Here is a 19,831-nt window from a genome sequence, read left to right as displayed (position 1 = left end):
AATCGTACAACCTTCCTAACCCGAAGCACCCCACGAGAAACCTAGCGAATCATAGACTTTAAAAAATTCACCATCAAGGCATAGGAGGCCGTGCAGAAGGCCACCGAAATTGCCGGGGCCAACCAGCAACAGGCCATCGAAACGGGCCACCTGCTGAACCTTCTTTAGTATATTCGCGGTAGTACGGAGAACCTGCTACCCGGAAACTTAGGAACCTATGGGCACCACCGATAAGAAGGAGCCACAGCCCGCCCCGGCTGCCACCCTCACCAAAGAAGAGCGGCTGGCCCAGGCCCGCGAGTATGCCAAGCAATTCAAGTTTGACACGCTTTCGGAAGAGGAGTTGATTCGCCTGCGCCGCAACGCTTATAAGTATGCTATTTGAGCGCGAGTTAGGCGAGGGCTATCCATTTACTTACCGCAAAGGGCCGTCTCTCAAGGACGGCCCTTTGGTTTGTACGCATTACTACACGTTTCGCACGCGTAAAAACCGACGCTACGTGGTGGAAGCCGAGCAGTATCAGCATTATGTGTACGTGCTCAAGTACTATCTGCTGGCGCTCAAGGCCTCGCCCAATCGGTTTAAGCTGTTGGTGAATGACGGGGACGCTTTTCGCATTCTCACTACCTGCACGCAGATTTTCCTGGATATCTGCCGCCGCGACCCGTCCGCCTCGGCTGGCTTTGTAGGGGAGGCGCTGCTAGGGGAGGAGCGGGCCGTTACCAAGCGGTTTCGGGTGTACCTCAAAATGGTAACGGCTTTTGTAGGGCCGGTGCGGTTTATTCACCACCCGCTACCCGCCATCAGTGCGTATTTTCTGGAAAGCCGAGATAACCCAGAGCCGGGATTAAAAGATAAGGTGGAGCAGATGTTTCGGGAATTATACATCGTGCCCGAAGCAATGGAAGCGGGCAAACCATCGGACCTGCGTAGTGGTGATGGAGACTGAAATTTTGTCGGACTGAGAAAGAGGAAAAGAGCATTTTCTAGCCAAAAAGTCCGAAAAACCACCCTAGCCCCACGTTTGCTAGTATCCTCGTACAACCTTCCTAACCCGAAGCACCCCACGAGAAACCTAGCGAATCATGGACTTTAAAAACTTCACTATCAAGGCACAGGAGGCCGTGCAGAAGGCCACCGAACTTGCCGGGGCCAACCAGCAGCAGGCCATCGAAACGGGCCACTTGCTGAAGGCCCTGCTCCAGAACGACGAGAATACCCTGGCTTTCCTGGGCAAGAAAGTGGGCGCTAACATGGCCAATCTCGGCCAGCGCCTCGATGCCATCGTATTCGCCTATCCCAAGGTGAGCGGCGGCTCGCCCTACCTCGCCAACGACGCGGCCAACGCCGTGACCCGCGCCAACACCCAGATGCGGGACATGGGCGACGAGTTCGTGTCCGTCGAGCACCTGCTGCTGGGCATCCTGGGCGGCAAAGACAGCGCGGCCGGCCTGCTCAAAGACAACGGCTTCACGGAAAAGGACTTGAAGGCCGCCATCCAGGAGCTGCGCGGTGGGCGCAAGGTGACCAGCCAAACCGCCGAGGAGCAGTACCAGAGCCTCAACCGCTACGCCGTGAACCTGAACGAGCGCGTGCGCCAAGGCAAGATGGACCCCGTAATCGGGCGCGACGAGGAGATTCGCCGCGTGCTCCAGATTCTGAGCCGCCGCACCAAGAACAACCCCGTGCTGCTCGGCGAGCCGGGCGTGGGCAAAACTGCCATCGCCGAAGGCCTGGCCCAGCGCATTGTGGCCGGCGACGTGCCCGAAAACCTGAAAGACAAGGTGTTGATGAGCCTCGACCTGGGCCTGCTCGTGGCCGGGGCCAAGTACAAGGGCGAGTTTGAGGAGCGCCTCAAGGCCGTTATCAAGGAAGTGACTGACTCGGAGGGGCAGATTTTGCTCTTCATCGACGAAATCCACACCCTGATTGGGGCCGGCGGCGGGGGCGAGGGCGCCATGGACGCGGCCAACCTGCTCAAGCCCGCCCTGGCCCGCGGCGAGCTGCACGCCATCGGGGCCACCACGCTCAAGGAATACCAGAAATACATTGAGAAAGACAAGGCCCTGGAGCGTCGCTTCCAGGCCGTGATGGTGGATGAGCCGACCGTGCCCGACGCCATCAGCATCCTGCGCGGCATCAAGGAAAAGTACGAGCTGCACCACGGTGTGCGCATCACCGACGACGCCGTGATTGCGGCCGTGGAGCTGAGTAGCCGCTACATCACCGACCGCTTTCTGCCCGACAAGGCCATCGACCTCATGGACGAGGCGGCCGCCAAGCTGCGCATCGAGATGAACTCCATGCCCGAGGAGCTGGATGAGGTGCAGCGCCGCATCATGCAGCTCGAAATCGAGCGCGAGGCCATGCGCCGCGAAGACAACCACGACCGCGAATCGGTGTTGAGCAAGGACCTCTCGGAGCTGAGCGAGCAGCGCGACTCGCTGAAAGCCAAGTGGGAAGGCGAGAAATCGGTGCTCACCGGCATCCAGACCGAGAAGGAGAACATCGAGCGCTTCAAGACCGAAGCTGAGCAGGCAGAGCGCCAGGGCGACTACGGCCGCGTGGCCGAATTGCGCTACGGCAAAATCCAGGAGGCCGAGCAGAAGCTCAAAACCTTGCAGGATGAAGCCGCCGCCAACAAAGACGGCGGGATGCTCCAGGAAGTCGTGACCAGTGAGGACATCGCCGAAGTAGTGGCCAAGTGGACCGGCATTCCGGTGAATAAAATGCTGCAATCGGACCGCGACAAGCTGCTCAACCTCGAAGCCGAGCTAGGCAAGCGCGTGGCCGGCCAGAGCGAAGCCATAGCTGCCATTTCGGATGCCGTGCGCCGCTCGCGCGCCGGCCTGCAAGACCCCAAGCGGCCCATCGGCTCGTTTATCTTCCTGGGTACCACCGGGGTAGGTAAAACCGAGCTGGCCAAGGCCTTGGCCGAGTACTTGTTCAACGACGAGAACGCCATGGTGCGCATCGACATGAGCGAGTACCAGGAGCGCCACGCCACCTCGCGCCTCATCGGGGCGCCTCCCGGCTACGTGGGCTACGACGAAGGCGGCCAGCTCACGGAGGCCGTGCGCCGCAAGCCCTACTCGGTGGTGCTGCTCGACGAAATCGAAAAGGCGCACCCTGACGTATTCAACATCCTGCTGCAAGTGCTTGATGATGGACGCCTTACCGACAACAAAGGCCGGGTGGCGAACTTCAAGAACACCATCATCATCATGACCTCGAACACGGGGGCCGATATCATTCAGAAGAATTTCAAAGACCTGAATGAGTACAACCACGAGGAAGTGGTGGACCGCACCCGTGACGAAGTGGTGGAGCGCCTGCGCCAGCACATGCGCCCCGAGTTCCTGAACCGCATCGACGAAATCGTGATGTTCCAGCCCCTCAAGCGCAAGGAAATCCGCCGCATTGTGGATATCCAGTTCAAGCAGATTCAGCAGCGCCTGCACGAGGCTGGCATCGCCCTCGAAGCCACCGATGAGGTGCTCGACTACCTCGGCGAGCAGGGCTTCGACCCGCAGTTTGGCGCCCGGCCCCTCAAGCGCGTGTTGCAGCGCGTCATTCTCAACGAGCTGAGCAAGGAGATTCTCTCCGGCAAAGTGAGCAAGGATGCCGTGGTAGAAGCGGTGTTGGAAAACGGCGCGGTGAAGTTTGAAAACGTGGAAATACCGGCTGTTTAAGGAGTTGATTCTAAATAGAAAAGTCCCGTTGACTTGAAGTCAGCGGGACTTTTCTATTTAGCGAGCTTTTTATAGACGGTTTCCAGCTTCGTGATATGAGCTAACACTGGGGCGGCCCAGTCAGCTGGCCAGATAGTTGGTTGCAATGGGTAATCGGGCCGGACTTCTGCTACTTGCCGCGCCTCAGTGCCGGTATTGTCATAAAGTTGAATGCGGTCGAAAATGCGGTAGTGCTGCTTAAGCAACGACAATCCGTTGGTGTAGCGCTGCTGAATCAGGGCTGCGGGCACGTCGTGGCCGCCTTCCAACACGCGCTGGGCTACGCGCTTTCGGCAAACCGCTACCGACTCCAAGCTCACGTAGCGAAGCTCCAGGTGGTAGCCGGTATTCTTCAATGACTTGAACAGCTTGTAGTCGCGCTCGCTTGCCGCATTCGTCTCGATAACGAAAGAAATACGCTGCGTAGTCCATTCCTCTAGTTGCTGCCGCAAGGAGGCTTCTACTTCAGGAACAGTAAACCCTTGCTGATAGAGGCTGTCGCCATTCAACCGGGGCACTGCCGCTGCTTCGTACTGGTAGAGAGAGGTTTTACCCGCCCCATTGGGCCCCGCTAGTACATAAATGGTAGGCGAATAGCGTTCATTCACGGTTTCTACTCAGCCAGAATTTCTACTTTGCCCGTGTTCGGCCATTCCTGCACCAAACGGCCCTTAGCATCACGGTAAGTCAGGAAGGAATTCGCTTTTTTAGCGCGGGCCCGAATAAACTCCTGAAACCCTTGCTTGAACTCGGGCGACGCTACCCGCTCGGCCATGTTAGCGAGGTTGTCAAGTTGCTCAGCAACTAGTGCAGCGGGCGGGGACGAGTCGGAAGCCATTGGTGATGTGGTAGAGGTTGGCAGCAAGTTAGCAGTAAAGGTCTCCAAAATGGTGCAGGCTGCCGCATCGTGGATACCCAGTTCAAGCAGATTCAGCAGCTTCTGCACGAGGCCGGCATCGCCCTCGAAGCCACCGACGAGGTGCTCGACTACCTCGGCGAGCAGGGCTTCGACCCGCAGTTTGGTGCCCGGCCCCTCAAGCGCGTGTTGCAGCGCGTCATCCTCAACGAGCTGAGCAAGGAGATTCTCTCCGGCAAAGTGAGCGAGGATGCCGTGGTAGAAGCCGTGTTGGAGAATGGCGCGGTGCGGTTCAAGAACGTGGAGCTGCCGACGGTTTAATGATTGATTTTTATACGAGAAAGCCCCGCTGGCGTGAAGTCGGCGGGGCTTTTTTACTATGCGGTGGTGTAAACGTCGCCAGAAATCTTTGCAAGTTGATAAGCGGCACCTTAGGAAAAGGTACTTGTAGCAAGGGTTGAAAGTGCCGGTCGTTTGTGACCAGATAGTCAACATTGGCGGTAATGGCTACGTCCACAAATTTATCGTCGTCGGGGTCGTCGGCAATAAGTTGCCACTTGTAGTAGGCTTCCTGAAAAGATGTATTGGGCGCAGCTAACAAAATCTCCAGCACTCGCTTGGCGGTAGCTGCGGAATAATGCTTGGTCAGGAGTTCCTCATACTCCGTCACAATTTCGTTGCTAAGCACCCACTCAAATGCCTCACTGGCAAACAGCGCATATAGGCGGTGAAAGGGGCTATTGCGATTGAGCGATGCGAGCAGGCAATTGGTGTCAATGACTGCACGACGCATCAGGAAGGCTCGTTGAGCATTCGCTCATAATCCTCGGCGGTGTAGCCGCGCTCGGCATCAATGCGCGCTACTTCGTCGAGCATTTTCTGCGACATATGCGCCACCAGCACCCGCCGTAATTCCAGCACTTCTTCATCACTCATGCCCCGGTCAAATAAGCGGAGCAGGCTAATTTGTAAGCTATTGAGTTTGGTAGGTTGAGTTGCAGTAGTGGAAGTCATGGCAGTAAGAAACTGATGGTACAACAAGATAACGCCACGTCCTCAAAAAAGGGTGCCCGCTTGTAACACGGTCATTCAGCTCAAGCAAATCCAGCAGCGCCTGCACGAGGCCGGCATTGCCCTCGAAGCCACCGACGAGGTGCTCGACTACCTCGGCGAGCAGGGCTTCGACCCACGGTTTGGCGCCCGCCCGCTCAAGCGCGTGTTGCAGCGCGTGATTCTGAACGAGCTGAGCAAGGAGATTCTCTCCGGCAAAGTGAGCGAGGATGCCGTGGTGGAAGCGGTACTGGAAGATGGGGCCGTGTGGTTTGAGAACGTGGAGCTGCCGACGGTGTAAGATATTGTATGTTTGTGGGGAGGCCCCGTCAGCATTGGCTGATGGGGCTTTTTGATTTAGTGGCTTACAAAATTATTTGTATTGAACATGAGCACTCAAAAGCGCTTCTTTGACATAAACCAGGCAATTGGGTTTGGCAAATACTCGCCAATGCATATCGCTGATATTTATGCAGGTTCAGAAGATTTTCCTGTTACTTGGTATCAGCAGGAATTACAAGAGGTACTGTTACTTTTTAAGCCTCTAGGGTATCCGTATAAAAAGTTTTTTGAGGTTAGCTTTGATAATGCCAGATTAAAAATAAAAATTGAACGATACCTATAGTAAATGTAAATATTTTCAAGGCGTACATTTAGATGCTTTCGATTGTCACAGGGAGCTTAATAAGTTACTTACGGAAAGGTATGAGGGAATTTGCCAAGATAATGAAGAGCAAGAAGTTATTTCATACAGTCATGAATATTTTGAAAGCTTAGAGCGAGAAGGAATGCTGCGAATTGAGGTAAAAGTAAATTTTGAGGATTCAACTAAAAATTTCTCTTATGAAGCCTTTTTACTGAAGTACGGAAAGCCTGGCTATATTTCTTGGTTGATTCAAAATGTTGATTTTTTCTCGCTGTCTACTTCTTGTGTTAGGGCTTTGGAAGAATTAGATGTAAATACCTTTCTCGGTGTGCGGCTCAAAAAAATAGACAAAAGCACTTTTGAGCCTTTTGTTAATTCAAGTAAAAGAAAGGAAATTTTTAGTGAAAATATTAAAAAATTAAATAGTGATAAGTGGGTGAAATTTTACAGCGAAAACAAGCATTTATTTCAGTCAGTTTACTACGGATACGAGCGTAATGATTTCCGCGATGATACTAGATTAGGTTTTGGTGGTGATAACGATGAAGATAATATAATGAGAGGATTAGGGAGTGGAAATGGTGACTTACTTGGTTTTTAGAATCAAGCTCATTTGTACTAATCGTTCATAGTAGATATGGGCGGCTGGGGGCGCTAGGGTAAGCCGCCGCCGCCGCCCGTAGCCGCTAGGGGCGGGGCAACTTCGCGTTCGTGATGGGCGTTATCTTTACCCAACCTCAAACTATATCATCATGCCCGCTACCGCCCCCAGCCCCAAGAAGAAAGCGGTCCCCGCTAAAGGCGGCGCGGCCAAGAAGCCCGCTGCGCCCAAGCCACCTAAGAAGTAGCCTACTACACTAGCCTGTTTCTGCTGGGTAAAGCGGCTGTATCTTCGCAATTATGGATACGGCCGCTATCACCGCTTACATTGAGTTGAACCCGCAGGTCGCAGGTGCGCTTTGGCAAGCCAGTGGTGAAGGGCACCCGCACCACGGTGGCCGAGGTGTTGGAAATGCTGGCCAATGGCATGAGCGCGGCTGACATTGAGGAGGATTTTCCTACCGTTGGGGCAGCGCAAGTGCGGGCCTGCTTGCTGTATGCGGCTTACCGGGAAAGCATTGTATTGCAATCTGCGGCTTAGAGGTGATGCGCCTGCTGCTGGATGAGAATACCGCTTGGTGTTTGACCGCTTACCTGCGGCCGCATTGCGCCGTGGTGTTGCACGTGCGGGATATTGGGCTGGCCGAAAGCCCCGATACCAGTATTTGGCGCTATGCGCAGCAACACGGGTACGATGTGCTGACCAAGGACGATGATTTTGTGCGGCTGGTGTTAGCCGAGGGTTTTCCGCCCCGCGTAGTGGCAGTGCAGAATGCGCAGGTGCCGGTGAAAGAGTTGGCAGATTTCCTGTTGGCCCGGCTGCCTAAGCTGGAAGCTTTTTTGGGGGAGCAAACCGAGTTTGGAATGCGGCAATTGCGGCTGCCGTAGAGTGCTCAGTACAGAGTGGACAGGTGCAGAAATAACTGAGCCCAATGGGACGGCGTGCTAAAACGCAAAAAAGCTCCGCTAACCACTGGCTGGTGGGGCTTTTTTGCGTTTTGGCACGAGTAGGAGCAGGGAGGTTGAGCGGTACACTTGCCGCGTTGGTCGAGTCATTACAAAGTGATTTGACAATTAACTATTTACCAATCAATAATTTAGTGTTATCTGGCTGCAAGTGCTGCCGGCGGGCTTGGCACAGCGCTTGTCTTGGAGAGGTCAGACGCGTTGCTCTTTTCTCCTTCCTTTTCTAATCTTTTCTAACCAGCCACTCTCATGAAAGCTTCCCTCTTTTCGTTCGTTGCCGCCGCGGCCCTCTTCGTTACCACCGCCGCCTCAGCCGCCGCCCCTTTTGACCATGACCGCGACCAGCACCGGATGTCGCCCCGCGAACGTGCCCGCTACGAACAGAAAATGCGCTACGAGCGTGCGCAGCACGAGCGTGACATGCAGCTGGCCCGGGAGCGCGCCCGTTAGGAAGCCCAGCACCGCCACGACCGCGGCCCTTCTTACGGCTATGGCTACGGCCACCGCTAAGCCGCCCCGATAAGCAGCAAAAAGCCCCTCGCTTCCAATGAAGCGAGGGGCTCTTTGCATGAAGCGGCCGTTGAAATGCCGGCTACTCCGCCTTCACAAACTTGGTGGATAGGCGCTGGGCGCCTGGCGCGGCTTCGTATACCAATAGGTAGTTGCCGGCGGCCAGTTGGCTGACGTTCAAGGCGGTAGTAGTAGTGCCAGGGGCGGCGGCCACGGTGGCCACCAGGCGGCCCTCGAAGCTGTAAATAGTGAGCTTACCGGCTAGCCCCGCTTGCAGCGGGTGGGCCACGGTGAGGGCCAGCCCGGCCTGGGCGGGGTTAGGGAAAACCTGCAGCAAGGCCGACTGCGCCACGGCTTTGGTGGTGGTGAGCACCGTGCTGGCTACCAGGCTATTGAGGTAGTTTTCGAGGTTGGAGTAGCCATTGGCGGCCAGGGTGGCGCGGTCGGCGGGGTCGGTGGGGCTGAGGCCCCTGGTGGTTTCGTAGGCATCGGGCATGCCGTCGTGGTCGGTATCGGGGGGGGCGGCGGTGTTGCAGGTGAGGACCTGCCATGCCACCTGCGATGTGCTGTAGGGCGTGCCGTGTGGGTAGCCGCCCTGCACGTCGATGATGCTGCCGGTGCCGTTTTGTACTTCCTGCACAATGCGCTGGTCGATGGGGTCGCGGGTGGGCAGCACGCACCCCACGCCGGCCAGCACGCTAGCGTAGGCTGCGGCGGCAGTTTGCACCGGTAACGCATCGGTACCGATGGCGAAGGCAGTCGTCGCCTTGGCCAGGGTGGTATCGGCCTGGGTGCCACCGTTCATGCTCACGCCGCGCCAGTTGTGGCTGGTAATGAAGGCCGAGTTATCGACGTAATTGCCCGTCACGTAGTACTGGCCGAAGGGCAGGGTGGTGGTTTTGTAGGGATTGAGAATCTGCGACTTCACGGCCACGCCCACGCTGGTATTGGCACTAGTATTAGGGCCGTATTTGTAGTAGTTATTGAGAATGTTGTAGTTGCCGCCCTCGCCCCCGTTCACGGTGTAGGAGCCCCAGTCATAAATAACATTGTTCGCAAACTCCACATTCTCCAAGCCTGCTGTGTTGGCGGGCGTGAGGTTGCGCGAGCCGTCGAAGCGCGGGTTGCGGCCCTGCAAGTGCGCCAGCAGGTTGTGGTGAAACGAGGCGTGCCGCCCGCCCCAGATGCCGCCGTAGCCGTGGCGCTCAAAGTCGGTGTCACCGGTTTCGAAGTGGTACGAATAGTTGAGGCCCTCGCTGATGAGGTTCCACTGCAAGGTGGTGTTGTCGCCCTTGTAGCAGGTCAGCGACTCATCTTCGCCCCAGTTGAAGGTGCAGTGGTCCACTATCAGCCCGGTGTAGCCGCCAATCGAGTCGAAGTTGTCCTCGTCGCCGCTGCCATTTGCCATGCCCAGGTTCTGGTACTGGTCGCCCAGCCGGAAGCGCATAAAGCGCACAATCACGTTGTTACCCTTCACCGTGGTTTGCTTGTCGGCCAGGCAAATTCCGTCGCCGGGGGCCGTTTGGCCCGCCAGGGTGGTATTGGCCGGAATGGACAGCTGCGTGACGAGGTGAATGACACCGCACACCCGAAACACCACCGTACGGCTGCCGTAGGTGCCGCTCAGGGCCTGGCGCAGGCTGCCCGCGCCCGCGTCGTTGAGGTTGGTAACTTCGAGCACCGTGGTGGGGGCGGCCGCGCTGCCGCGCCCGCCGGTGGTGTATTTGCCGGCGCCCTCGGCCCCCGGAAAGCCGGGTAGCGTAGTCTGGGCGAGGGCGGGGCCGGCAGCCAGACCCAGCAAAGTCAAGCAAAAAGTCGCCGAGCGGGCGTAGAAAAGAGTCATGAGGAGGGGGATGGGTGGGAGAAGGAGGCAGGTGCCAGCGCCCGCCAGGCGGAGCGTTCCAGCCACTAATATTACCGTTGCCCCGCGCGGGTCTGGGGGCGGGCCGCCGTCTTTATTTATGCAATCGATGTCGGCAACGTTCTCAGTCCGGCACTGGCGCGGCTAGTTCCTTTGCCGCGCGCCCGCCATGCTAATGTCGAAGCTCAAAATCGGGCTAGCCCGCCCTTCCCCAATGGTGGAGCTGGCAACGTTGCCGGCATCGATTGCGCAAATAAAGGTGGGCCCGGTGGTGGCAAATGAAGAAGAAATAAGCTGATATTGAGCCCGTTCCCACTCTTCTACTCTTTGGTATGTCCACAAGAATTACCCCCCCGGCGCTAAGCCTGGTGGCTCGCCTGCGCGCGTGCCTCCTCCTGTTGCTGCTGCTGGCGAGCAGCGCCCGCCTCTACGCCTACGACGTGACCGTGGCCAAGGATGGCACCGGCAACTACACCACCATTCAAGCGGCCGTGACGGCCGCGCCGGCCAGCCGCACGGCCGTGTACACCATCTACATCAAGGATGGGATTTACAGCGAAAAGGTGACGGTGCCCAGCAATAAGTCCTTCCTGCAATTTGTGGGGCAAAGCGTGGCCAACACCATCCTCACCTGGCACGATGATAACACCACGCCCAACGGCATGGGCGGCACGCTGGGCACTGGCGGCTCGGGCAGCATGGTGGTGAATGCCACCGACTTCTCGGCCCTGAACATGACGTTTGTCAATTCCTACGGCGATGGCTCGCAGGCCGTGGCCGTGAGCCTCTACGCCGACCGGGCGGCGTTCAAAAACTGCCGTTTTCTGGGTAACCAGGACACGCTGCTGACTTACGAGAGCGGCGGCGCAGTGTCGCGCCACTACTTCCGCGACTGCTACATCGACGGCAACGTGGACTTTATTTTCGGCAACGCCATCGCCATTTTCGACAACTGCATCATTTACGCCAAAACGCGGGTGGTGAACGCGGCTACCTCCTACATCACGGCCGCCAACACGCCGCCCCTGCAGAGCTACGGCTACCTGTTTCGGAACGCGAAAATTCCGTCCAATAACGGCACTACCCTCTATTATTTGGGCCGGCCCTGGCAAAATTCGACTGGCTTTTCGGAGGCGGCTGGCACGCTGGCCCACAACAAGGTGATTTTCTCGAAAACCAAGGTGGGGGCCAACGAGATTCAGCCCGCCGGTTGGGTGGTGTGGGACGCGGGCACCGACGTGACCAAGATTACCAACGGTGAGTTTCAAACCCGCTACTTTGGCGGCAAGCTCGTGAACGTGAGCCAGCGCGTGAGCTGGTCGAAGCAGCTAGCCCCCGCCGACACCGTGGAGTATACAAATGCCCGGCTGTTTGGCACCGGCACGGGCACGGCCAGCAGCACTGGCGCGCCGGTGGCCGCCGCCTGGGACCCTACCGCGCTGGGCGCTGAGTTTGGCACCTACCGGGCCCCCGACATTGCGGTGGCTAACCTGCAAGCCACCAAGGGCGCCAGCCAAACGGCCATCCAGTGGAACATCAGCTGGGCGCTGCCCGGCATCAAGTACGACTTGCAGCGCTCGAGTGATAACAGCACCTTCACCACCATCAGCACGCAAACAGCTGCCACCGACTCGCTCTACAACTTCGCAGCTACCGATGCCCTGCCGGTGGCGGGTACCAGCTACTACTACCGCGTGGTAGCCTCCAAAACGGGCCTGACCACGCATACCACGCCCAGCATTGTGGTGTCGAGCGTGCCCACCATCACCACCTCCAGCACGAGCCTGGCCGCGTTTACGCAGTACAGCACCGGTACCTCGGCGGTGCAGACGTACACCGTAGCGGGCGTAAACCTGACTGCTAGCGTGGTGATTACGCCCCCGGCGGGTTTCGAGATTTCAACCAACGGCGGCACTACCTGGAGCGGCAGCACCGCGCCTGTGACTCTGGCACCCGCCAATAATACCCTGGCCAGCACCACCGTGAGCGTGCGCCTGAACACGGCCACGGCCGGTGCCATCAGCGGCAACATCACCCACGTGAGCGCCGGCGCGGCCACCGTGAACGTGGCCGTAACCGGTACCCGCCTCACCACGGCCGCCCCGCAGTCGGACCCGCTCATCTGGTGGCCGCTGGTGCGCAACAATCAGGACAGCACGGCCCTGCGCTCGCCGCGCCTCACGGCTACGGCGCCCACGCTCAAGGCTTTATATCTTTCCAATGGCACTACGCTGAATACTGTTCCGGCGTATTCGACTAAGTTTGGGCAGGCGCTGGGGGCCACCAGCAACGGCGACGGCACCTGGACCGTGGTAGGCGGCACGCTGAAACGCAACTACTACGAGCAGTTCACGGTGACGGCCACCGGCAGCGTGCGCCTCGATTCGCTGCTGCTCTCGTCGGCTTTCTACAACACCAATTCCAACACCAAGCTGGCGGTGGTATATTCAAAATCGGGCTTCGTAGCCGATTCCAGCGACGTGAGCGGCGGCACCGGGCCGGGCGTCACGAGCACCGGCTACGGTTCCTTTGCGGCGCCCATTGCCCTGGCCAACCAGGTCAACGGCCTCACCAATACGTACCGCCTGCTGCTAAACGGCAGCGCCGGCGTCACCCTCACGGTCGGCCAGACGCTCACCATCCGCCTGTATTGGGCCTGCGGAAGCACCGGCACGCCGCGCTACGCCCTGCTCAAAAACGTGGTGGTGAAGGGCGCGCCGCTCGTGGTGACGGCCACCGCCCCAGCCCTGGCCGCCAGCTTGTTGCGCCTCTATCCCAACCCCACCCCCGACGGCCAGCTCACCCTGGAGCTGGGCGGCTACCGCGAGGCCGTGCAGCTTACCGTCAGCAATGCGTTGGGGCAGCGCGTGTTCAGCCGCGAGCTGCCGGCCGGCGCGCTCGGGCAGGCGCAGTCCCTGAGCCTGGGCAGCCTGCCGGCGGGCGTGTATGTGTTGCAAGCCCGCACCGCCAGCGGAGCCCTGGAAAGCCGGCGCTTCGTGCGCGAGTAGGTACTTGGTTTTCAAGCAAAAAGCCCCGTTGGCACCCTGCCAGCGGGGCTTTTTGCTGCGCAAGCGGCTGCTGCGCTGCGGGCACTCAGGCTAGTTACGCCGCAACGTATCTCTTCCTGAGCCGTTGCTGCCTGTTGCTGTATAAGTAATTGATTGGTTGATGAATAGCTATCAGTTTGTTTGCCACAGCCTGGCTGAGGCGGGAAAGCTTCCCCATGCTAACACCAACGCCAATGCCCCCAGCCCCACGGTACCAACAACAGGGCCGCCGGCGTTGTTGAACCCTTCGGTGGCCGAAGAAACCAGGATTCTGGTCGCAAAAGTGGGCCCTGCGCTGGTCCTATTCACCAGCTAGTTTGGTGGTTGCCAACTAGCCGGTGAATGGCTCGCCCGGCACCCAAGGAAGTAGCTAGTGGTGAGGTAGATGTGACCCATGGGTTTCGCCAATAGCTACGCCAGCATATTCCCTTTTGCACGTGTCAAACAAGCTAGTATGATTTCCGACGACGATATCTATTCCACAGACGTTCTGCTCATTGGGGCTGGGGCGGCGGGGCTGCTCGCCGCCTGGGAGCTGGCGGCCGCGGGCCGGCGCGTGCTGCTGGTGGAGGCGCGCGATAGGGTAGGGGGGCGCGTGCACACCTTGCAGCCCGCCGGCTTTACTCAGCCCATTGAGGCCGGGGCCGAGTTTATGCACGGCGACGTGCCCCTGACCAAGTCCTTGTTGCAGCAGGCGGGTATTGCCTGGGAAGCCACGGCCGGCCGCACTTACCAGTTCCAGCACGGCCAAGTGCAGTCCGACGCCCACTACTTCGAGCAGCTGCCGCAACTGCTTGAAAAGCTGGACGAACTGGCCGCTGACATGCCGCTGGCGGCATTCCTAACGCAGGAATTCTCAGGCGAAGAGCACGAGCCCCTGCGCACGTTCGCCATCCAGTTTGCCGAGGGCTACGACGCCGCCGATGCGACCCGGGTGAGCGCCTGGGCCCTGCGCGACGAGTGGGCCGCCGGTGGGGCCGACGACTCGCCGCGCCCGGTGGGCGGCTACGGGCCACTGCTGCACTGGCTGGCCGGGCAGGCCCAGGCCGCCGGGGCGGTTTTGCACCTAGCCACGCCCATAGAGGCGATAACCTGGCAGCCGGGCTCGGTGGAAGTGCGGGCGGCCAGTGGGGCCATGTACCACGCCCGGCAGGTGCTGTGCACGGTGCCGCTGGGCGTGTGGCAGCTGGCAGCCGGTGAGCCTGGCTACCTGCATTTTGAGCCCGAGCTAGCTACGCACCGGGCCGCTGCGGCCCAGCTGGGGTTTGGGGCAGTTATCAAGGTTGTGCTCGAATTTCAAACGCCCTTCTGGCACGGCCGGCTGCCGGAGCTGGAGTTTTTGCTCTCCGACGCCCCCGTGCCCACCTGGTGGAGCCAGTTGCCCGCCGCCACGCCGCAGCTCACCGGCTGGCTGGCCGGGCCCGCCGCCCACCGCCTGCGCCACGCCCCGGCCGAAGCCGTGTTGCAGCAGGCCCTGGAGTCACTCAGCTACTTGCTAGCCACCCCATTGTATGAGTTACAGGCCCAGCTGGTGGGCCACTACGTGCACAACTGGGGTAGCGAGCCCTACGCACACGGGGCGTATTCGTATCCCACCGTGGGCGGGGCCGCCGCCCGCGCCTCATTGGTGACCCCCGTGGCCGGTACCCTGTTTTTTGCGGGTGAGGGCGTGTACGAAGGCCTGGCCGCCGGCACGGTAGAAGCGGCGCTGGTAAGCGGGCAAGCCGCCGCCCGCGCGCTGCTGGCGCAACAGCTGAAGTAGCGAGCGGGCCCGCTGCTAGGCTAAGCACTGGCGGCGATGCTGAGAAAGGCGACTTTGTGCGCCAACAGGTTTTTGCGGGATTTTTAGTGAAATTTGCCGCCAATGTCCGTTTTTACTACTTACCTCCAACTGGGGTTTCTGCACATTTGCAGCTGGCAGGCCACCGACCACCTCACGTTTTTGCTGGCGCTGTGCGCGCCCTACGTGCTGGCCGACTGGCGCCGCGTGGTGGCGCTGGTGACGAGCTTCACCGTGGGCCATTCCATCACGCTGGCGCTGGCCACGCTGGGCGTGGTAGGCGTGAATGCGCCCGTGGTCGAACTGCTGATTCCCGTTACCATCATCCTCACGGCGCTGGTCAATATGAAGCAGGCGGGCCCAGCGCTGGCCCGGCAGTCGCGCCGCGAAACGTCGGTTCTGTGGGCCGCGCCCAATGCGCTGGCCGCCGCGTTTGGACTCATTCACGGTCTGGGGTTTTCCAACTACCTGCGGGCGCTACTGGGGGCGCAGCGCCGCCCGGTAGCCGAGTTGCTGTCTTTCAACCTGGGCGTAGAGCTGGGCCAGCTGCTGGTAGTGAGCATCATCCTGCTACTGGGCTTCGTGCTGCTGCGCGTAGTGGGCGTGGCGCGGCGCGACTGGCTGCTCACCGTGAGCGGCGCGGCGCTGGGCGTGGCCACGCTGCTGCTCTTGCAGATGGCAGGTAAGTAGTTGGTAATGAGTAAGAAGTAATGGATAAAAAAGAACGTCATGCTCATCTGGCGTCCGCTTGTCGAAGCATCTCGCTCGCATCGTTCAACGATTCACGCGAGATGCTTCGACAAGCGGACGCCAGATGAGCATGACGTTCTTTTTTACTCCTTGTTCGTTGATAATTGCTCACTGATAATTGATACTTTCCCGCAACCCCCGGCTTATCTTCGCCGACTTTCCTACTTGACTCTCTTTTACCCACTTTCTATGCGCATTTCGCTACTGGCCGCCGGGCTGGGGCTGCTGCTGGCCCCGGCGGTTGCCCAGGCCCAGTCGACCAATTCGGGCACCGACAAATTTGCCCAGCTCGGTACCGAGCTGCCCACCCCCAACGAGTACCGCACCGCTAGCGGCGCGCCCGGCTCCAAGTACTGGCAGCAGCGCGCCGACTATAACATCAAGGTAAGCCTTGATGACCAGAAGCAAGCCATAACGGGCTCGGAGACAATTACTTATACCAATTTGTCGCCTGATGTGCTGGCTTACCTGTGGGTGCAGCTCGACCAGAATATTCTGGCCAAAAACTCCATCACGGCCTCCACCAACGTGGGGCAAGTGACCAACGGCCGGCTCTCGTTCCAGGACTTGGACGGCCAGCTCGCCACGGCCGAGTTTGATGGCGGCTACAAGATTGCGGCCGTTACCAGCGCAAATGGCCAGGCCCTGAAGTACACCATCAACCACACCATGATGCGCATCGACTTGCCCACGCCGCTGCGGCCGGGCCAGGCGGTGTCGTTTGGCGTGAAGTGGAGCTACAACATCAGCAACCAGCTGAAAATCAACGAGCGCAGCGGCTACGAGTATTTCCCGGAGGACAAGAACTACCTCTACGAAATGGCGCAGTTTTACCCGCGTATGGCCGTGTACTCCGACGCCACGGGCTGGCAGAACAAGCAGTTTTTGGGTAACGGCGAGTTTACGCTGCCCTTCGGTGATTACAAGGTGAGCATCACCGCGCCCGCCGACCACATTGTGGGCGCCACCGGCACGCTCCAGAATGCCGACCAGGTGCTCACCAGCGCCCAGCGCCAGCGGCTGGCCTCAGCTAAAAACGCCAAGAAGCCAGTACTCATCGTGACCCAGGCCGAGGCTACCCAGGCCGAAGGCAAGCGGGCCAGCGGCACCAAAACCTGGACCTTCGCCGCCAAAAACGTGCGCGATTTTGCTTGGGCCAGCTCGCGCAAGTTTATCTGGGATGCCATGGGCATTTCGCAGAATGGCGTGCCGGTGCTCTGCATGAGCTACTACCCCAAGGAAGGCAACCCGCTGTGGGGCCAGTACTCGACGGAAGTAGTGGCGCACACCATCAAAACGTACTCCAAGTACAGCATCCCCTACGCGTATCCGGTAGCCATTTCGGTGCACGGGCCGGTGGGCGGCATGGAGTACCCCATGATTTGCTTTAACGGCGGCCGCCCCGAGAAGGACGGCACCTACTCGGCCGACCGCAAATACGGGATGATTTCGGTGATTATCCACGAAGTGGGCCACAACTTCTTCCCGATGATTGTGAACTCCGACGAGCGCCAGTGGACCTGGATGGACGAGGGCCTTAACACCTTCTGCCAGTACCTGACCGAGCAGGAGTGGGAGCGCAACTACCCCAGCCGCCGCGGCGAGCCCAAGGACATTGTGAACTACATGCGCACCGACAAGAGCCTGCAAAGCCCGATTATGACCAACTCGGAGTCGGTATTGCAGTTTGGCAACAACGCCTACGGCAAGCCCGCCACCGCCCTCAACATCCTGCGCGAAACGGTGATGGGCCGCGAGCTGTTTGACTACTCGTTTAAAACCTACGCCCAGCGCTGGGCCTACAAGCACCCGCAGCCGGCCGACTTTTTCCGGACCATGGAAGACGCCTCGGCCGTGGACCTCGACTGGTTCTGGCGCGGCTGGTTCTACGGCACCGACCGCTGCGACATCTCGCTGGAAGGCGTGAAGAGCTACCGCCCCAATTCCAAAAACCCCACCGAAAACAACGCCCGCCTCCAAAACGAGCGCAAGGCGCAGGCGGCCAGCATCTCGGTGCAGCGCAACGCCACCGACATCAAGACGACCGCCGTGGATGACAAGCCTGAGCTTAAGGACTTCTACAACGGCTACGACCCCCTCACGGTGAGCCCTGCCGACCAGCAGCGCTACCAGCAGTACCTGACCGGCCTCACGCCCGAGCAGCAAACCCGCCTCGGCGGCAACCTGAACGTGTATGAGCTAAGCCTGCGCAACGTGGGTGGCCTCGTGATGCCCGTGGTGCTGCAAATGACCTACGACGACAACAGCACGGAGCTAATGACGATTCCGGCCGAAATCTGGCGCAAGAACAACGAGCAGGTAACTAAGCTCATCGTGTCGCCCAAAAACGTGGTGTCGTTCGTCATCGACCCCTTTCAGCAAACCGCCGATACCGACCTGAGCAATAACGCCTACCCGCGCCAGGCCACGCCGTCGCGCTTCGATATCTTCCAGGCCGGTCAGGCGGGCAACAACGCTCAGCAGCCCCTCAACCCTATGCAGCAGGCTGCTAAAGGCCCCGTGGAGCGCCGCGAGAATAAGCCGAATCCGCAGTAGGCTAACAATTGCCCTTTAATGCCACAGGCCCGCCGAAACCGGCGGGCCTGTTATTTTTAAGCCCACTTTAGTTTGTTTTATGTCTGCCAAGTCCACTTCGCCGCCCCCTGCTTACTTTCTTTCGCTGAGTTTGGAAAACGTGCGCAGCTTTGGGGAAAAGCAGACAATTTCGTTTGCGCGGGAGGACGGGAGGCCTGCGCCGTGGACGGTTATTTTAGGAGATAACGGAGTGGGTAAAACTACTGTATTAAGGTGTCTAGCATCGGTTATGCCTGTGGATACTCCTAATGAGTATCCAATACAGGCATTGCCGGACTTCCCCCAGGAATGGATTAAAGAAGATTACCCGCCAAGGTATTTCCTGGACACTATGCAAAAATGGCTCGTTCATAGAAAAAATACTGAAAGTGGAAACTTTAAATGGCAGTTTGCACGTGAAGCTTATTTGAATTTAAATTATTCGAAAAAGAAGCAAGAAGTAGACGATAAAATGTTTATTAAATTTAGTTTTTCGCCGAATGGAAAGTTTAAATTTGGTACACAAGAAGTTTACCACAAAAAATCTTTAGGGTTGATATGCTACGGCTATGGTGCTAGCCGCACTACTGGTAAATCAACTTTAGGAGATACTGCGACCAAGGATAATTGCTTGAGTTTATTTGATGAACACGCCGACCTATTGAATGCCGAAGAATGGTTTCTGCAAGCCGATTACCGCATAAAGTCAGACGATAGCCCATTAATTCGTCAGAATTTCGAGCTACTAAAAGCTGCCCTAATTGACATTCTCGACGAGGTAACCGAAATAAAAGTTTCCCCCGTAGCGCCTGGTGGCAATCCGCAGCAAGGGCTACAATTTCTCACGCCATATGGTTGGGTGCGGCTGCGCGAAATGAGTTTGGGCTACCAAACAATGGTGGTGTGGATTACCGATTTTGCCAGCAAGTTATTTATTCGCTACCCGGAAAGCAAAAACCCGCTGGCCGAGCCTGCTATTGTGCTGATTGATGAAATAGACTTGCATTTGCACCCCGAATGGCAGCGGAAATTAATCGGGTATTTGAGTCGGCTTTTCCCGAATACGCAGTTTATTGCTACGGCGCACAGCCCGCTGGTGGTGCAGGCGGCCGGCGACGCCGGAGCCAACGTGGTGCTGCTAAAGCGGGTGGGTGACCAAACCATTGTGGTGCAAGACCTGGAAGATGTGCGCGGCTGGCGGGTCGACCAGATTCTGAGCAGCGAACTATTTGATTCTACCCCAGCCCGCTCGCCTGCTACGGAAGAAAAGCTGGCGCGCCGCCGCACGCTATTGGCCAAGAAGAAGTTGACCAAGGCCGACAAGGAAGCTCTCGCGCAACTCAATGCGGAACTGCCACCCTTGCCATTCGGCGATACGCCAGAGTTGCAGCAGGCCGATGCTACCATTCAGGCCCTATTGCAGAAGTTGGGTAAGCAACCCAAAGCGGCGTAGCTACTC

The 19,831-nt window shown here is 58.5% G+C and carries 18 protein-coding genes and 2 pseudogenes; 15 read left to right on the top strand and 5 right to left on the bottom strand.

Annotated elements, in window-relative coordinates; genetic code table 11:
- The first annotated feature begins 217 nt into the window (after window positions 1-217).
- The 3 genes from ACYVGC_RS21145 to clpB all read left to right on the top strand — a co-directional run bounded on the left by ACYVGC_RS21145 (window position 218) and on the right by clpB (window position 3,693).
- Entirely contained in the window at window positions 218-385 is a 168-nt protein-coding gene (locus ACYVGC_RS21145; RefSeq protein ID WP_460585852.1) for a hypothetical protein, read from the top strand.
- Window positions 375-950: a hypothetical protein gene (locus tag ACYVGC_RS21140; protein WP_460585851.1), complete on the top strand. Its 576-nt coding sequence runs from the start codon at window positions 375-377 to the stop codon at window positions 948-950. Before ACYVGC_RS21145 ends, ACYVGC_RS21140 begins: the two co-directional genes overlap by 11 nt.
- A gap of 136 nt (window positions 951-1,086) precedes the next feature.
- Complete coding sequence (gene clpB, locus ACYVGC_RS21135) at window positions 1,087-3,693, top strand: ATP-dependent Clp protease ATP-binding subunit (protein ID WP_460585850.1); 2,607 nt, start codon at window positions 1,087-1,089, stop codon at window positions 3,691-3,693.
- Window positions 3,694-3,746: 53 nt separating this feature from the next.
- On the opposite strand, the gene ACYVGC_RS21130 is transcribed toward clpB, so the two are convergent.
- Window positions 3,747-4,340, bottom strand: coding sequence for a zeta toxin family protein (locus ACYVGC_RS21130; RefSeq protein WP_460585849.1), 594 nt, complete (start codon window positions 4,338-4,340; stop codon window positions 3,747-3,749).
- 5 nt (window positions 4,341-4,345) lie between these two features.
- Window positions 4,346-4,570: a hypothetical protein gene (locus ACYVGC_RS21125; protein WP_460585848.1), complete on the bottom strand. Its 225-nt coding sequence runs from the start codon at window positions 4,568-4,570 to the stop codon at window positions 4,346-4,348.
- Between the two features lie 63 nt (window positions 4,571-4,633).
- On the opposite strand from ACYVGC_RS21125, the pseudogene ACYVGC_RS21120 reads away from it, so the two are divergent.
- Window positions 4,634-4,909 (top strand): annotated as a pseudogene (locus tag ACYVGC_RS21120) (type VI secretion system ATPase TssH); the annotation flags it as partial.
- 10 nt (window positions 4,910-4,919) lie between these two features.
- Here the strand turns inward: ACYVGC_RS21120 and ACYVGC_RS21115 are convergent.
- Both ACYVGC_RS21115 and ACYVGC_RS21110 read right to left on the bottom strand, forming a co-directional pair.
- Window positions 4,920-5,381, bottom strand: a complete 462-nt coding sequence (locus ACYVGC_RS21115; protein ID WP_460585847.1) for a PIN domain-containing protein — start codon at window positions 5,379-5,381, stop codon at window positions 4,920-4,922.
- Window positions 5,381-5,602, bottom strand: a complete 222-nt coding sequence (locus ACYVGC_RS21110; RefSeq protein WP_460585846.1) for a hypothetical protein — start codon at window positions 5,600-5,602, stop codon at window positions 5,381-5,383. Before ACYVGC_RS21110 ends, ACYVGC_RS21115 begins: the two co-directional genes overlap by 1 nt.
- Window positions 5,603-5,675: 73 nt before the next feature.
- Between ACYVGC_RS21110 and ACYVGC_RS21105 the strand changes: the two are divergent.
- The 6 genes and pseudogenes from ACYVGC_RS21105 to ACYVGC_RS21080 form a co-directional block, all read left to right on the top strand.
- Window positions 5,676-5,939: pseudogene (locus tag ACYVGC_RS21105) on the top strand (hypothetical protein); the annotation flags it as partial.
- An 87-nt stretch (window positions 5,940-6,026) separates the two neighbouring features.
- Window positions 6,027-6,263, top strand: a complete 237-nt coding sequence (locus ACYVGC_RS21100; RefSeq protein ID WP_460585845.1) for a hypothetical protein — start codon at window positions 6,027-6,029, stop codon at window positions 6,261-6,263.
- Entirely contained in the window at window positions 6,247-6,885 is a 639-nt protein-coding gene (locus ACYVGC_RS21095; RefSeq protein ID WP_460585844.1) for a hypothetical protein, read from the top strand. The genes ACYVGC_RS21100 and ACYVGC_RS21095 overlap by 17 nt, the downstream gene beginning before the upstream one ends.
- Window positions 6,886-7,236: 351 nt before the next feature.
- On the top strand, window positions 7,237-7,425 hold the full coding sequence (locus tag ACYVGC_RS21090; RefSeq protein ID WP_460585843.1) for a DUF433 domain-containing protein: 189 nt from the start codon (window positions 7,237-7,239) through the stop codon (window positions 7,423-7,425).
- A gap of 5 nt (window positions 7,426-7,430) precedes the next feature.
- On the top strand, window positions 7,431-7,772 hold the full coding sequence (locus tag ACYVGC_RS21085; protein WP_460585842.1) for a DUF5615 family PIN-like protein: 342 nt from the start codon (window positions 7,431-7,433) through the stop codon (window positions 7,770-7,772).
- Between the two features lie 327 nt (window positions 7,773-8,099).
- Window positions 8,100-8,300 carry a hypothetical protein gene (locus ACYVGC_RS21080; RefSeq protein WP_460585841.1) on the top strand — a complete coding sequence of 67 codons (201 nt, stop codon included), beginning with the start codon at window positions 8,100-8,102 and terminating at the stop codon, window positions 8,298-8,300.
- A 142-nt stretch (window positions 8,301-8,442) separates the two neighbouring features.
- Here the strand turns inward: ACYVGC_RS21080 and ACYVGC_RS21075 are convergent, their stop codons facing one another.
- Entirely contained in the window at window positions 8,443-10,203 is a 1,761-nt protein-coding gene (locus ACYVGC_RS21075; RefSeq protein ID WP_460585840.1) for a T9SS type A sorting domain-containing protein, read from the bottom strand.
- A gap of 350 nt (window positions 10,204-10,553) precedes the next feature.
- On the opposite strand from ACYVGC_RS21075, the gene ACYVGC_RS21070 reads away from it, so the two are divergent.
- From ACYVGC_RS21070 to ACYVGC_RS21050, 5 genes are all read left to right on the top strand, one after another.
- Window positions 10,554-13,229, top strand: a complete 2,676-nt coding sequence (locus tag ACYVGC_RS21070; protein WP_460585839.1) for a pectinesterase family protein — start codon at window positions 10,554-10,556, stop codon at window positions 13,227-13,229.
- A 493-nt stretch (window positions 13,230-13,722) separates the two neighbouring features.
- Entirely contained in the window at window positions 13,723-15,030 is a 1,308-nt protein-coding gene (locus tag ACYVGC_RS21065) for a flavin monoamine oxidase family protein (protein ID WP_460585838.1), read from the top strand.
- A 102-nt stretch (window positions 15,031-15,132) separates the two neighbouring features.
- Entirely contained in the window at window positions 15,133-15,738 is a 606-nt protein-coding gene (locus ACYVGC_RS21060) for a HupE/UreJ family protein (RefSeq protein ID WP_460585837.1), read from the top strand.
- Between the two features lie 249 nt (window positions 15,739-15,987).
- Complete coding sequence (locus ACYVGC_RS21055) at window positions 15,988-18,354, top strand: M1 family metallopeptidase (RefSeq protein ID WP_460585836.1); 2,367 nt, start codon at window positions 15,988-15,990, stop codon at window positions 18,352-18,354.
- A 79-nt stretch (window positions 18,355-18,433) separates the two neighbouring features.
- Window positions 18,434-19,825, top strand: coding sequence for an AAA family ATPase (locus tag ACYVGC_RS21050; RefSeq protein ID WP_460585835.1), 1,392 nt, complete (start codon window positions 18,434-18,436; stop codon window positions 19,823-19,825).
- The last annotated feature ends 6 nt before the right edge of the window (window positions 19,826-19,831 follow it).

The sequence above is a fragment of the Hymenobacter arcticus genome (genome assembly GCF_054779975.1).
Note: the sequence above shows the minus strand (reverse complement) of the source record. Positions and strands in the feature narration are given on the sequence as shown.

What these genes read in the sequence shown, in the direction of transcription:
- ACYVGC_RS21145 (WP_460585852.1), top strand. Translation starts at nt 218, where the DNA reads ATGGGCACCACCGATAAGAAGGAGCCACAGCCCGCCCCGGCTGCCACC.
- ACYVGC_RS21140 (WP_460585851.1), top strand. Translation starts at nt 375, where the DNA reads ATGCTATTTGAGCGCGAGTTAGGCGAGGGCTATCCATTTACTTACCGC.
- clpB (WP_460585850.1), top strand. Translation starts at nt 1,087, where the DNA reads ATGGACTTTAAAAACTTCACTATCAAGGCACAGGAGGCCGTGCAGAAG.
- ACYVGC_RS21125 (WP_460585848.1), bottom strand. Translation starts at nt 4,570, where the DNA reads ATGGCTTCCGACTCGTCCCCGCCCGCTGCACTAGTTGCTGAGCAACTT.
- ACYVGC_RS21115 (WP_460585847.1), bottom strand. Translation starts at nt 5,381, where the DNA reads ATGCGTCGTGCAGTCATTGACACCAATTGCCTGCTCGCATCGCTCAAT.
- ACYVGC_RS21110 (WP_460585846.1), bottom strand. Translation starts at nt 5,602, where the DNA reads ATGACTTCCACTACTGCAACTCAACCTACCAAACTCAATAGCTTACAA.
- ACYVGC_RS21100 (WP_460585845.1), top strand. Translation starts at nt 6,027, where the DNA reads ATGAGCACTCAAAAGCGCTTCTTTGACATAAACCAGGCAATTGGGTTT.
- ACYVGC_RS21085 (WP_460585842.1), top strand. Translation starts at nt 7,431, where the DNA reads ATGCGCCTGCTGCTGGATGAGAATACCGCTTGGTGTTTGACCGCTTAC.
- ACYVGC_RS21080 (WP_460585841.1), top strand. Translation starts at nt 8,100, where the DNA reads ATGAAAGCTTCCCTCTTTTCGTTCGTTGCCGCCGCGGCCCTCTTCGTT.
- ACYVGC_RS21075 (WP_460585840.1), bottom strand. Translation starts at nt 10,203, where the DNA reads ATGACTCTTTTCTACGCCCGCTCGGCGACTTTTTGCTTGACTTTGCTG.
- ACYVGC_RS21070 (WP_460585839.1), top strand. Translation starts at nt 10,554, where the DNA reads ATGTCCACAAGAATTACCCCCCCGGCGCTAAGCCTGGTGGCTCGCCTG.
- ACYVGC_RS21065 (WP_460585838.1), top strand. Translation starts at nt 13,723, where the DNA reads ATGATTTCCGACGACGATATCTATTCCACAGACGTTCTGCTCATTGGG.
- ACYVGC_RS21060 (WP_460585837.1), top strand. Translation starts at nt 15,133, where the DNA reads ATGTCCGTTTTTACTACTTACCTCCAACTGGGGTTTCTGCACATTTGC.
- ACYVGC_RS21055 (WP_460585836.1), top strand. Translation starts at nt 15,988, where the DNA reads ATGCGCATTTCGCTACTGGCCGCCGGGCTGGGGCTGCTGCTGGCCCCG.
- ACYVGC_RS21050 (WP_460585835.1), top strand. Translation starts at nt 18,434, where the DNA reads ATGTCTGCCAAGTCCACTTCGCCGCCCCCTGCTTACTTTCTTTCGCTG.